Source organism: Streptomyces rugosispiralis (genome assembly GCF_024505145.1).
Lineage (GTDB): Bacteria > Actinomycetota > Actinomycetes > Streptomycetales > Streptomycetaceae > Streptomyces > Streptomyces rugosispiralis.
In genome coordinates, this window is the sequence record NZ_JANIAA010000003.1 from 68737 (window position 1) to 81360 (window position 12624).

Consider the following 12624-nt stretch of genomic DNA (forward strand, 5'->3'; position numbering starts at 1 on the left):
GATCGCTCGGCGGCCGCGGCGCCGATCGCTCGGCCACCGTAGCGCCGCCCGGTCGCTCAGCTCGCGTAGAGCTGCTCGATCTGCGCGGCGCAGAGCTTGTAGACCGCGTCGCGCCGCAGTTTCAGCGAGGGCGTCAACAGCCCGTCCGCCACGGTGAATTCGTTCGGGAGGATGCGGAAGGCCCTGATCGACTCCGCCCTGGACACCGAGAGGTTCGCCGTGGAGACCGCCTGCTGGATCTCCGCGTGCAGCGCCTTGTTCGCCGACGCGTGCTCCCGGCCGACCGGAAGCCGCGCGCCGACCACCTGGTGCCAGCGCCTCAGCATCTCGGCGTCCAGGGTGATCAGCGCGCCGACGAAGGGGCGGTTGTCGCCCACCAGGACGCACTGCGAGATCAGCGGATGCGCCCGCAGCCGCTCCTCAAGCAACAGCGGGGAGACGCTCTTGCCGCCGCTGGTGATGATGATGTCCTTCTTACGGCCGGTGATGGTCAGATAGCCCTCGCCGTCGAGGAATCCGACGTCTCCGGTGCGCAGCCAGCCGTCGCGCAGCGCGTCCCCGGTGGCCTCCGGATCGTCCACATAGCCCGCGAAGACGGTGCCGCCGCGCACCCACACCTCGCCGTCCGGCGCGATGCGCACCGCCGTGCCCGGCATCGGGCGGCCCACCGTGCCGTGCCGGGGGCGGCCGGGCGGCTGCGCGGTGATGGCGGCGGTGGTCTCGGTAAGGCCGTAGCCGTTGTAGACGGTGATCCCGGCACCGGCGAACGTCAGCCCCAGCTCCCGGCTGAACGGTGAGCCGCCGGTGACCGCGTAGCGCACCCGCCCGCCCAGGACGGCCCGCAGCCGCCGGTAGACCATATGGTCGAAGACGGCGTGGGCGGCCCTGAGCCCGGGGCCCGGCCCCTTTCCCGCGCCCCGCGACTGCTGCTCGACCGCCGCGGCGTAGCGCGCCGCCGTGTCCATGGCCCGCTCGAAGAGCGAGCCCTTGCCGGCGTCCTGGGCGGCGGTCCGGGCGGCTCCCAGGATCCGCTCGAAGATGTAGGGAACCGCGAAGACGCAGGTCGGGTGGAAGGACTCGAGGGACGGCAGCAGCGACGACGGGCTGAGCTCGGGTTCGTGCCCCATGAGGATGCCGCCCCGTACACAGAGCACCTGGACCATCAGTCCGTAGATGTGCGCCAGCGGGAGGAAGGCCAGGATGGCGGGCCGCTGTCCTGGTTCGGCGAAGAGCCCGCCCCAGCCCGCGAACAGGGTGTCGCACTCGGCGGCGAGATTGGCGTGGGTGATCATGCATCCCAGGGGCCGTCCGGTGGTGCCCGAGGTGTAGCAGATGACCGCCGTGCAGCGCGGTTCGACGAGCCAGCGCCGCTCGGTGACCAGTTCGTCGTGGACCTCGGCGCCGCGTCGCCACAGCTCGGTGACGCACCCCTGGTCCATCTGCCAGATGGAGCGCAGCGCGGGCAGGGCGTCGCAGACGGCGCCGACCGTCATCGCGCCGTCCTCGCCCTCCACCACCACGGCCACGGCCCGCGTCCGGGCCAGGATCCAGCCCACCTGCTCCGCCGAGGAGGTGGGGTAGACGGTCACCACCTGGGCGCCGACGGACCACAGGGCATAGCTGAACAGCGTCCACTCGTAGCGCGTCCGGGCCATCAGGGCCACCCGGTCCCCGAACCGCACCCCCTCGGCCAGCAGGCCCTTCGCCAGCGCCAGGACCTCGTCCCGGAAGGCCGCGGCGGTCACCGGAGTCCACTGAGCACGGTCGGCGGGGTCGCGCCGGGCGAACTGGACCCTGTCCGGTTCGCGGTCCGCCAGCTCGTACACCGAGTCCGCGAGCCCACCCGCACGCAGCGGTTCCACCATGTGAGGGAGACTGAATTCGCGCACGGCACCCCCTTTTCAGCCGACTTTCCGCCCCGCGCAACGGGGAGGTGGGAGGGAAAACTACCTCCCGGGGCCGGGGCTGCATAGAGCGGTGGACGATTCTGTTCCCACCCATGGGGACCCGGCGCGACCTGCCGGTGTTACCGTGAGTCACGCTCACGTTTCGGCATGCGGAGTGAAGGGGTCCACCAGGCCGCGGCGCGTTCTGATCCTGGCCGATAACGCACTACGGGGCGGGCCATCCGGTCCGGCCGGATCCGCCCGCCCCGATCACCCTCCCCGGTTCAGGTGAGGTCGAACTCGCCCTCCCGGGCGCCCAGGACGAAGGCGCGCCACTCGGCCGGGGTGAAGATCAGCGCCGGGCCCTCGGGACGGCGGCCGTGGCGCATCGCGATGAATCCCTCCACGAAGGCGATCTCCACATCGCCCACGCCCTGGCTGCTCGACTGCCATTGGGCGCCCGAGAGGTCGAGTTCGGGCTTCTCGCCGCTTCCTGTCAGTGGCTGTTCGGTGGTGGTGGTATCGGCCACGTCAGCTCATCCTCCCGCATCGTCGTCCGCGCCCCACCCTAGCGATCGTGGCCGGTGCCGCACAGGCCACGAAAGGAGGAGTGAGCAGGAGACTCACCCGGCGGGTGACGTGTCCGCGACCACCCACATCGAGAAGAACTGCGAGCCTCCCCCATAGGCGTGGCCGAGCGCCTTACGGGCGCCATCGACCTGGTGTTCGCCCGCCCGCCCGCGCACCTGGAGCGCGGCCTCGGCGAACCGCAGCATGCCGGACGCGCCGATGGGGTTGGTGGACAGCACCCCGCCCGAGGGATTGACCGGAAGTTCGCCGTCGAGTTCGGTCACCCCCGACTCGGTGAGCTTCCAGCCCGCCCCCTCGTCCGCGAAGCCCAGGTTCTCCAGCCACATGGGTTCGTACCAGCTGAAGGGCACATACATCTCCACCGCGTCGATCTCCCGGCGCGGGTCGGTGATCCCGGCCTGGCGGTAGACATCGGCCGCGCAGTCCCGGCCGGCCCTCGGCGAGACGAAGTCCTTCCCCGCGAAGAGCGTCGGCTCGCTGCGCATGGCGCCGCCGTGCATCCAGGCGGGCGGATACGGGGCGCGGTCCGCGCCCGTGCGGTCGGTGAGCACCATGGCGCAGGCGCCGTCCGAGGAGGGGCAGGTCTCGGAGTAGCGGATGGGGTCCCACAGCATCGGGGACGACCGCACCTGGTCCAGCGTCAGATCGTGCTCGTGGAGATGCGCGTAGGGGTTGCGCAGCGCGTTGCGGCGGTCCTTGTAGGCCACCAGGGCGCCGATGCCGGAGGGCGCGCCGGTGCGCCGCATATACGCCCGGACGTGCGGGGCGAAGAAGCCACCCGCCCCGGCCAGCAGCGGCTGCTGGAAGGGGATGGGCAGGGACAGCCCCCACATGGCGTTCGACTCCGACTGCTTCTCGAAGGCGAGGGTGAGGACGGTCCGATGGACCCGGGCGGCGACCAGGCCCGCGGCCACCAGCGCGGTGGAGCCGCCGACCGAGCCCGCGGTGTGCACGCGCAACATCGGCTTGCCGACCGCGCCGAGCGCGTCGGCGAGGTACAGCTCGGGCATCATCACCCCCTCGAAGAAGTCGGGGGCCTTGCCGATGACGACGGCGTCGATGTCCGCCCAGGTCAACTGGGCGTCCTCCAGGGCCCGTACGGCGGCCTCCCGGACCAGTCCGGCGATGGAGACGTCCCGGCGTGCGGCGGTGTGCTTGGTCTGGCCGATCCCGACGACGGCCACCGGCTCCTTCGTCACGACGCATCCCCTTCCAGGACGGCCACCAGGTTCTGCTGGAGACAGGGGCCCGAGGTGGCGTGGGCGAGGGCCCGGTCGGCGGCGCCGCGGTGGATGGCGGCGGCGGCCTCGCCGAGGCGGATCAGCCCGGCGGCCATGATGGGGTTGGCGGCCAGTGCCCCGCCGGACGGATTGACGCGTACGTCCTCCCCCAGCCGCAGCTCACGGCGGAGGATCAGCTCCTGCGAGGTGAACGGCGCGTGCAGCTCGGCGAGGTCGACCGGGGCCTCGAAGGCGCCCGCGCGCTCGGCGGCGAGCCGGCTGGACGGGGAGCGGGTGAGGTCCCGTACGCCCAGGCTGTGCGCCTCCGTCCGGTGGTCCATGCCACGGATCCAGGCGGGGCGGCGGCAGAGCCGGCGCGCGGTGTCCCCGGCGGCGAGCACGACGGCGGCCGCGCCGTCGCCGACCGGCGGGCAGTCGTGGCGGCGCAGCGGCCGCACCAGATACGGCTCGTCCAGGAGGGCCTCGGGCGGGGGTGAACCGGCCAGCTGGGCATGGGGGTTGTCCTCGGCCGCGGTCCGGCTGCGCGCCGCGACCCCGGCCAGCGCCCGCTCGTCCGCGACGCCGTCCCCCGTGTCGTCCGCGTCGAGCAGCGCCTGGGCCTGGAGGGCGGCGAGGGAGACCGAGTCCGGCCACAGGGGCGCCACGTAGTACGGGTCGAGCTGGCGGGTGAGGACCTCGCGCAGATCGCCGGGCGAGGACTTGCCGTACGAGTAGACGAGCGCGGTCTCCGCCTCGCCCGTCAGCAGCCGCGTCCATGCCTCGTACAGCGCCCAGGCGCCGTCCATCTCCACATGGGACTCCGAGATGGGCGGCCAGGCGCCGACGCCGTCGAGGGCCATGGTGAAGGAGAACGCGCGGCCCGCCAGGTAGTCGCAGGAGCCGGAGCAGGTGAAGTCGATCTCGCCCGCCCGGAGTCCGACGGCGTCGAGCACCTGGTGGAGGACGGGCATCAACATCTCGACCTCGGAGATCTCCGCGGTGTCGCGCCGGTGGTCGCTCTGGCCGAAGGCGACGATGGCCACCTCTCGCATCTACAACATCTCCTTGTAGGTGTCGTAGTCGGCGTCGGGTTCGCCGGTGGGGCGGTAGTGGTCGGGGTAGCGGCCGTCCTCGCTCCATACGGGCTCCACGCGCAGCCCCATGCGCACCTCGTCGTAGGGGATGCCGCCGATGCGCGCGTGGAGGGCCAGATCGGCGCCGTCCAGGGCGATGTGGGCGTAGACGTAGGGCACCTCGATGTCGAGGTTGCGGGCCTTGATGTTCACGATGCAGAAGGTGGTGACCGTGCCGCGCGGGCCGACCTCCACCTGCTCCTCGGTGGCGACGCCGCAGGTGGGGCAGGCGCCCCGGGGCGGGACGTACACCTTGCGGCAGGACGGGCAGCGCTCCCCGTAGGTGGTGCGGTCGGCGAGGGCCCGCAGATAGCGCGACTGGGCCCGGCCGGGCGCGTAGGTGTAGTCGAGGCGGGCGGGGGCCACGATGCCGCTGACCGGGTCGGTGAACGTACCCGTGTGCGGGACGGCTTCGCCGCCGTCGGCGCCGTCGTACGGTTCGAAGCAGGCGATGTCGGTGATGGCGCCCTCGCGCTCCGCGGCCCAGCGGATCCGCACCCGCATCCCGGTGCGCACGGCGTCGGGCCCTGGTGCGTCGAGGGCGTGGAGGAGGGCGGTGTCCGCGCCGTCCAGCCGCACCAGCACCCAGGCGAAGGGGGTGCGCAGGGGCTGGCCGCGGCGCGGCGCGGGGTTCCAGGCCCAGGTGGTGACGGTGCCGGTGGGGGCGACCTCGACCAGGTCGGCCAGTTCGTCGGCGGTGACCGGGTCGTATTCGACGGGCGGCACCAGCACCCGGCCGTCGGTGGTGCGCACCCCCAGCACGGTGTGTTCGCGCAGTCCGGTGAGGAAGGCGCTCTGGACCGGGCCGAGGGAGCGGGTGAACGGGAACTCGACGACCAGAGGCGCCTTGAGCACCTCGGGGGTGGGGGCCGGGGTCATGGGGGTGCGTCTCCTTCCGCGCGGCCGCGGGGTGGGTGCGGCGGGCCTGAGTGTGGGGTCACGCCCGGCGGTAAACCGGCGGCCGTTTCTCGGCGAAGGCTTTCGAGCCCTCCTTGGCGTCGGCGGTGTCGAAGATGGGCCAGCCGCGCTCGAGTTCGGACTTCAGACCGTCGGTCTCGGTCATCTCGGCGGTCTCGTAGACGGACGCCTTGACCGCCTCGACGGCCAGCGGGCCGTTGGCGTTGATCAGCTCGGCGATCTCCAGGGCCTTCTCCAGCGCCGTGCCGTCCGGGACGACATGGCCGATCAGCCCGATCCGCGCCGCCTCCTCGGCCGGGTAGGGGCGCCCGGTGAGCAGCATCTCCAGGGCGTGGGTGCGGGGCAGTTGGCGGGCCAGCCGTACGGTGGAGCCGCCGATGGGGAACAGCCCGCGCCGGACCTCGAAGAGCCCGAAGGTGGCGCCGCGGCCCGCGACCCGGATGTCGGTGCCCTGAAGGATCTCGGTGCCGCCCGCGACACACGGACCCTCGACGGCGGCGATCACCGGCTTGCGCGGCCGATGGTGGCGGAGCATCGCCTTCCAGTGCAGATCGGGGTCGGCCGCGAGGCGGTCGCGGACATGCTGTCCGTCCATCCGGCCGCCGCCCGCGAGCGCCTTGAGGTCCATTCCCGCGCAGAAGGCCCCGCCGGCGCCGGTGAGCACCACGGAGCGCACGGCGTCGTCCTCGTCGGCCTCGGTCCAGCCGTCGTACAGCCCGACCAGCATCGGCAGCGAGAGCGCGTTCCTGGCCTCGGGCCGGTTCAAGGTGAGCACCAGGGTCGCGCCGACGCGCTCGGCGATGAGGTGTTCGGTCCCGCTTGTCACGACGTCCTCCCGTCTCGAGACCTAGAACAGGTTGCAGCAGCCGGGGACCGACTTCAAGAGAAACCTGATGCTCAGTCAGATTTCTTGTTCCGCAGGCCTTCCCACCTCATCCCGGCGCGGCTCTAATGAGCGCCGAGCCGCCGGATCGAGAGGTATCGAGGGGTCAGGAGGAGTCGTGGAGTACAACCTTGCCGACCTGTTCGAGTCGATCGTCGACACCGTGCCCGACAGAGAGGCGCTGGTGTACCTCGACCATCCCGGCACCGGGGCCGGGCGACGGCTCGGATACGCCCAGCTGGACGCGGCCGCCAACCGGCTCGGCCACCATCTGATGGACAGCGGTATCGCCCCGGGCGAGCATGTCGGACTGCATCTGTGCAACGGGGTGGAGTACCTCCAGACCGCGCTGGCCTGCCTGAAGATCCGGGCGGTGCCGGTGAACGTCAACTACCGCTACGTCGAGGATGAGTTGGTCTACCTCTACCGCGACGCGGAGCTGGCCGCGCTGGTCTACGACGCCGAGTTCGGCGAGCGGGTGGCCGCCGCGCTGCCCCACACTCGCACCCTGCGCCATCTGGTGCGAGTCGGCACCGGGGACGGCCCCGGCCCGTCCGTGGCGTTCGCCGAGGCCGAGGCGTCCGGGTCGCCCGAGCGCGGCTTCCCGGCCCGGTCCGCCGACGACCGCTTCATCATCTACACCGGCGGCACCACCGGGATGCCCAAGGGGGTGGTCTGGCGGCAGGAGGACCTCTTCTTCTCCGGTCTTGGCGGCGGGGCCCCGACCGGCCGGCCCGTCGAGCGCCCGGAGGAGCTGGCCGAGCGGGTGGCCGCGGGCGGCGAGGGGCTGGTCTTCTTCCCCACCCCACCGCTGATGCACGGAACCTCCACCCTTACGGCCTTCATCGCGTTCAACTTCGGTCAGAAGGTGGTGCTGCACCGGAAGTTCATGCCGGAGGAGGTGCTGAGGACGATCGCGAAGGAGAAGGTCACCTCGGTCTCGCTGGTCGGCGACGCGATGCTGCGGCCCCTGGTGGATGCCCTGACCGGCCCCCTCAAGGGCACCGACCTCTCCTCGCTGCTCAGCGTCAGCAGCTCGGGCGCGATCCTCTCGGAGACCGTACGCGCCCAGTTCGCCGAGCTCTCCCCGCACACCCTGCTGCTGAACAACTTCGGCTCCTCGGAGTCCGGGTTCAACGGCACGGCCACCGCCGACTCCGGCCCCGAGAAGGGCTTCCGGCTGCGCGTCAACGCCCGGACGACGGTGGTGGACCCGGCGACCCTGACCCCGGTGGCGCCCGGTGAGCCCGGCCGGGTCGCCCAGCGCGGCCATGTGCCACTCGGCTACTACAACGACCCGAAGAAGACCGCCGAGACGTTCTTCGAGGCGGACGGGGAGCGCTGGGTGCTGCTCGGCGACATGGCGACCGTCGACGAGAACGGTGTGATCACCGTGCTCGGGCGCGGTTCCCAGTGCATCAACACCGGGGGCGAGAAGGTCTATCCGGAGGAGGTCGAACAGGCCCTGAAGGCCCATCCGGATGTGTACGACGCGCTGGTGGCGGGCGTTCCGGACACCCGCTGGGGCCATCGCGTCGCGGCCGTCGTCCAGCCCCGCGCGCAGGCGTCCGGGCTCACCGCCGACGCGGTCCGCGACCACTGCCGGGAACGGCTCGCGGGCTACAAGATCCCGCGTACGGTCGTCTTCACCGACCGCATCCAGCGCTCCCCCAGCGGCAAGGCCGACTACCGCTGGGCGCGGACGGTGGCGGAGGGAGCGGACCAGGACACCTCGCACGGTGGATGAACCCCCGCCGGACACCCCGTAGGCTGAACGGGTGATCGTTCCCCCTCCTGTGACCCTGGCCGACGGGATCACCTTGCGGATCGCCGTCGAGGACGACGCGGCGGCGCTCGCTGACGCGTTCACGCGCAACGAGGAGCATCTGGGCCCCACCAGCCCACGGCGGGACGAGAGCTTCTTCACCGCCGACGGCCAGGCCGCCCGGCTGCGGGACCAGCTGGAGCAGTGGGAGGCCGGCCGGATGGTGCCCTGGGTGCTGGCCGGCGGCGAGCGCGTCCTGGGCGCGGTCACCCTGTCGCATATCGTCCTCGGGCCCTGGCGCAATGCCCATCTCGGCTACTGGATCGACGCCGGGCACATCGGCCGCGGGCTGGCCACCCTGGCCGTCCGGTCCATCTGCCGGGCGGCCGATGAGCGGCTCGGACTGCACCGGATCGAGGCCAGCACACTGGTGGAGAACGTCCCGTCCCAACGCGTGCTGCTGGGCTGCGGATTCACCCGGATCGGCATGGCACCGGAGTATCTGCACATCGCCGGCGCCTGGCGGGACCATCTGCTCTTCCAGCGCGTCCTCAACGACCGCCCCGCGGCCTGACCGCCGCCTTACCGCTCTCCGCGCTCGCACACCGAGGGCAGCGAGCGGCCCAGCGCCACGGTGTGCAGCGGGTCCAGATGCCGCCCGTGGACCACGGCGGCGGCCCCGGCCGTGAGGTGTCCCACGCAGGAGGGGGACTCGCGCACGGCAGCCGAGTCCGCGATGGCGCGCACGAGTTCGCCGTTGATGCGGTTGATCTCCAGCCGGACCCGGCCGAGGTCGGGGCGCTCGGTGGGCGCCTGTGCGGGGTCGGCGTCCCAGCGGCTGTAGAGGCCGCGCTGGACGACCTTGCTGGCCTCGATCTGGTCGCGGAAGATCCTCGATGTGGCCACCGGGTCGGCGCCCAGCTCCTCGGCCTGCCGCGCCACCGCCTCCAGCACCTCCCGCTCCCGCGCCGGGTCGTCGATCGGGCTGTCCGTGCCCCACTTCGCGGCGGCGACCTCGTCGGCCACCAGCACCCGCTGCGCGGACAGGTCGACCAGCGGCCGCAGGGTGCCGTGCTGGACACGGGCCGGGCCGGCCGGTGCGGCGACGGCGGCGGTGGCCCCGGTGGCCAGCACGGCGGTGGCCAGCACGGCGATCAGCGCATGGCGCGGGGACGGATGCGGTCGCATGGGCGGAGTTCCTCTCTCGGCGGTACGGGCGGCCCCCGCCACCGTCCGAGTGGCCGGGTGGCCGGGTGGCCGGGTGGCCGGGTGGCCGGGTGGCCGGGTGGCCGGGCCTGGAACGATAGGGCGCCGCACCGCGAGCACGCCACGGGGCCGGTTCCGCGGGAAGCGGAACCGGCCCCGTAAGCGAAAGATGGCCGGATCGGGCGGGCCGTGGTCGGCCGACCCCACGCTCAGTGCGGGGTCTGCCCCGCGTCGACCACACCCTCCCAGTACGGCTCGCGCAGCCGCCGCTTGTACAGCTTGCCGTTGGGGTCGCGTGGCATCTCGGCGATGAACTCCACCGACTTGGGGCATTTGTAGCCCGCGAGCCGGGTGGCGCAGTGGGCGAGGATCTCCTCGGCCAGGCCGGGCCCCGGCGCATGCCCCTCGGCGGGCTCCACGACCGCGATGACCTGCTCCCCCCAGTCCTCGTGGGGGATCCCGAAGGCGGCGGCGTCGGCCACGGCCGGATGGGTGAGCAGCGCGGCCTCGATCTCGGCGGGGTAGATGTTGACCCCACCGGAGATGATCAGGTCGATCTTGCGGTCGCGGAGGTAGAGATAGCCGTCCTCGTCCAGCAGGCCGAGGTCGCCGACGGTGAAGAAGTCGCCGATGCGGTTCTTCTCGGTCTTGGACTTGTCCTTGTGGTAGGCGAAGCCCCCGGTGCTCATCTTCATGTAGACGGTGCCGAGTTCACCGGTGGCGAGCCGGGTGCCCTCGTCGTCGAAGATGGCGATCTCGCTGATGGGCCAGGGGCGGCCGACGGTCCCCGGCTTCTTCAGCCAGTCCTCGGCGGTGGCGAAGGCGCCACCGCCCTCGCTGGCCGCGTAGTACTCCTCGACACAGCCGCCCCACCAGTCGATCATCCCGCGCTTGACGTGATCGGGGCAGGGCGCGGCGCCGTGGATGGCATGCCGCATCGACGAGACGTCGTAGGACCGCTTGACCTCGTCGGGGAGGGCGAGCAGCCGGTGGAACTGGGTCGGCACCATATGGGTGTGCGTACAGCGGTAGGTGTCGATCAGGCGCAGCATCTCCTGGGGCGTCCACTTGTCCATGAGCACCAGGGGATGGCCGATGTGCAGCGAGGAGCTGGCGAACTGCAGTACGGCGGTGTGGTAGAGCGGTGAGCACACCAGATGGACGTGGTCGGGCTCCTCGGCGCGCGGGGTGATGCCGAAGAACCGCAGGAAGCCGCCGAGATGGCTCTCCTCGGGGAGCATTCCGGTCAGCGCACGGCGGATTCCGCGCGGCCGGCCCGTGGTGCCGGAGGTGTAGTTCATCACCCAGCCCAGCTCGCGGTCGGCGGGCGGCTCCTCCGGCTGCCCCTCGATGAGCTCGGCGTACGGGCGGAAGCCGTCGATGGCACCGACCGCGTAGCGGTGGGTCACGGGCAGCCCGGCCTCGTCGGCGGCCGCGGCCGCCTGCCCACCGTAGCGCTCATGGGCGATCAGCACCTTGGCACCGGAGTCGGAGACGATCCAGGCGATCTCGGGGCCGACCAGATGGTGGTTGACCGGCACCAGATAGAGCCCGGCCTGGGTGGCGGCGAGCGCCGCGACGAAGAACTCCACCCCGTTGGGCAGGACGATCGCCAGGGCGTCGCCGCGGCGCAGCCCGGCGGCGCGCAGCCCGCCGACGAGCCGGTTGCACGCGCTGTGCAGCCGCCCGGCGGTCCACTCCTCGCCGTCCGGGGCGATGAGCACGGTGCGGTCGGGCTCGAGCGCGGCCTGGGCCCAGAAGCCGTTGGGTGTAGGGGACATGGCGGTCCGGTCCTCCTTCTGACGGCGGGGTCAGGGGAATGTCGAACGGGGTACGCGGGTGCGCGGGGCGGGCGCGGTCAGGCGCGTCCGGCGATGCGGTTGACGCGGTCGATGGCGCGCTCGAAGCCGCGGGTCAGCTCGTCGAAGACCGCCTGCACCGGGCGGACGGAGTCCATCCGGCCGACGATCTGGCCGACCGGCGTCCCGAGCAGCGGCTCCACCTCGTACTTCTGGATGCGTGAGACGGCCTCGGCCACCAGCAGCCCCTGGAGCGGCATGGGCAGCGTGCCCGGGCCGTCCGGGTCCTCCCAGGCATCGGTCCACTCGGTGCGCAGCTGGCGGGCGGGTTTGCCGGTGAGGGCGCGGGAGCGCACGGTGTCCCCGGATCCGGCCGCCAGCAGCTTGCGGGTGAGGGCCGCCGAATGGAGTTCGGCCTCCTCGGTGGTGAGCCAGAGGGAGCCGATCCATACGCCCTGGGCGCCGAGCGCCAGTCCGGCGGCGATCTGTTCACCGCTGCCGATGCCGCCCGCGGCGAGCACCGGCAGCGGGTCCACGGCCCGCACCACCTCGGGGGTGAGCACCATGGAGGCGATCTCGCCGGTGTGGCCGCCCGCCTCATAGCCCTGGGCGACGATGACGTCCAGCCCCGCCTCCTTGTGGTGGAGGGCGTGGCGGGCGCTGCCCGCGAGGGCGGCCACGAGGATGCCGTGGTCATGGGCGCGGGCCACGACATCGGCCGGGGGTGAGCCCAGCGCGTTGGCCAGGAGTTTCACGGGGTAGTCGAAGGCCACGTCGAGCTGGCTGCGGGCCACCTGCTCGAGCCAGCCGGTGATCCGCCAGCCGGACGCCTCGCCCTCGGCGAGCTCGGGGACGCCGTGCTTGGCGAGGGTGTCCCGGACGAAGGCGCGGTGGCCCTCGGGGATCATCGCCTCGATATCGGCCTCACTGACCCCCTCCACCTTCTTCGCGGGCATCACGACGTCCAGGCCGTACGGTCTGCCGTCGGTGTGCGCCTCCATCCAGTCGAGGTCGCGGGCCAGCTCCTCGCCCGCGGCGTAGCGGACCGCGCCGAGCACACCGAGGCCGCCGGCCCGGCTGATCGCCGCGGCCACGGCGGGGAACGGCGTGAAGCCGAAGACGGCGTGCTCGACACCCAGCCTTGTGCTCAGCTCCGTCTGCATGAGCGGCAGGATGCCGCAGGGCGCCGGACGAAGGAAGAGTTTTTCTGACGCTACGTCAGA

At 72.2% G+C, this 12624-nt stretch carries 11 protein-coding genes; 2 read left to right on the forward strand and 9 right to left on the reverse strand.

Features of this window, described 5'->3' with window-relative positions:
• Window positions 1-56: 56 nt before the first annotated feature.
• The 6 genes from NP777_RS06795 to NP777_RS06820 all read right to left on the reverse strand — a co-directional run bounded on the left by NP777_RS06795 (window position 57) and on the right by NP777_RS06820 (window position 6574).
• The gene (locus NP777_RS06795) at window positions 57-1865 is read right to left on the reverse strand and encodes an AMP-dependent synthetase/ligase (protein ID WP_256649143.1); all 1809 of its coding nucleotides are present in this window, start codon (window positions 1863-1865) and stop codon (window positions 57-59) included.
• Window positions 1866-2170: 305 nt separating this feature from the next.
• Entirely contained in the window at window positions 2171-2416 is a 246-nt protein-coding gene (locus tag NP777_RS06800; protein WP_037958670.1) for a DUF397 domain-containing protein, read from the reverse strand.
• A gap of 93 nt (window positions 2417-2509) precedes the next feature.
• The gene (locus tag NP777_RS06805) at window positions 2510-3676 is read right to left on the reverse strand and encodes a thiolase domain-containing protein (protein WP_256649144.1); all 1167 of its coding nucleotides are present in this window, start codon (window positions 3674-3676) and stop codon (window positions 2510-2512) included.
• Window positions 3673-4749, reverse strand: a complete 1077-nt coding sequence (locus NP777_RS06810) for a thiolase domain-containing protein (protein ID WP_256649145.1) — start codon at window positions 4747-4749, stop codon at window positions 3673-3675. Before NP777_RS06810 ends, NP777_RS06805 begins: the two co-directional genes overlap by 4 nt.
• Complete coding sequence (locus tag NP777_RS06815; protein WP_256649146.1) at window positions 4750-5709, reverse strand: Zn-ribbon domain-containing OB-fold protein; 960 nt, start codon at window positions 5707-5709, stop codon at window positions 4750-4752.
• Window positions 5710-5767: 58 nt separating this feature from the next.
• Window positions 5768-6574: a crotonase/enoyl-CoA hydratase family protein gene (locus NP777_RS06820; protein WP_256649147.1), complete on the reverse strand. Its 807-nt coding sequence runs from the start codon at window positions 6572-6574 to the stop codon at window positions 5768-5770.
• A 175-nt stretch (window positions 6575-6749) separates the two neighbouring features.
• Here NP777_RS06820 and NP777_RS06825 point away from each other — a divergent pair, with 175 nt between their 5' ends.
• Window positions 6750-8378 (forward strand): acyl-CoA synthetase, encoded by a 1629-nt coding sequence (locus NP777_RS06825; protein WP_256649148.1) that lies wholly within the window; start codon window positions 6750-6752, stop codon window positions 8376-8378.
• Between the two features lie 34 nt (window positions 8379-8412).
• A complete protein-coding gene (locus tag NP777_RS06830; protein ID WP_256649488.1) occupies window positions 8413-8970 on the forward strand; it encodes a GNAT family N-acetyltransferase in 558 nt (185 codons plus the stop codon).
• 8 nt (window positions 8971-8978) lie between these two features.
• On the opposite strand, the gene NP777_RS06835 is transcribed toward NP777_RS06830, so the two are convergent.
• From NP777_RS06835 to NP777_RS06845, 3 genes are all read right to left on the reverse strand, one after another.
• Window positions 8979-9584: a chorismate mutase gene (locus NP777_RS06835; RefSeq protein WP_256649149.1), complete on the reverse strand. Its 606-nt coding sequence runs from the start codon at window positions 9582-9584 to the stop codon at window positions 8979-8981.
• Window positions 9585-9811: 227 nt separating this feature from the next.
• Window positions 9812-11383 carry an acyl-CoA synthetase gene (locus NP777_RS06840; protein WP_256649150.1) on the reverse strand — a complete coding sequence of 524 codons (1572 nt, stop codon included), beginning with the start codon at window positions 11381-11383 and terminating at the stop codon, window positions 9812-9814.
• Window positions 11384-11460: 77 nt separating this feature from the next.
• The gene (locus NP777_RS06845) at window positions 11461-12564 is read right to left on the reverse strand and encodes an NAD(P)H-dependent flavin oxidoreductase (RefSeq protein ID WP_256649151.1); all 1104 of its coding nucleotides are present in this window, start codon (window positions 12562-12564) and stop codon (window positions 11461-11463) included.
• Window positions 12565-12624 lie beyond the last annotated feature (60 nt).

What these genes read in the sequence shown, in the direction of transcription:
- NP777_RS06795 (WP_256649143.1), bottom strand. Translation starts at nt 1,865, where the DNA reads ATGGTGGAACCGCTGCGTGCGGGTGGGCTCGCGGACTCGGTGTACGAG.
- NP777_RS06810 (WP_256649145.1), bottom strand. Translation starts at nt 4,749, where the DNA reads ATGCGAGAGGTGGCCATCGTCGCCTTCGGCCAGAGCGACCACCGGCGC.
- NP777_RS06815 (WP_256649146.1), bottom strand. Translation starts at nt 5,709, where the DNA reads ATGACCCCGGCCCCCACCCCCGAGGTGCTCAAGGCGCCTCTGGTCGTC.
- NP777_RS06835 (WP_256649149.1), bottom strand. Translation starts at nt 9,584, where the DNA reads ATGCGACCGCATCCGTCCCCGCGCCATGCGCTGATCGCCGTGCTGGCC.
- NP777_RS06840 (WP_256649150.1), bottom strand. Translation starts at nt 11,383, where the DNA reads ATGTCCCCTACACCCAACGGCTTCTGGGCCCAGGCCGCGCTCGAGCCC.
- NP777_RS06845 (WP_256649151.1), bottom strand. Translation starts at nt 12,564, where the DNA reads ATGCAGACGGAGCTGAGCACAAGGCTGGGTGTCGAGCACGCCGTCTTC.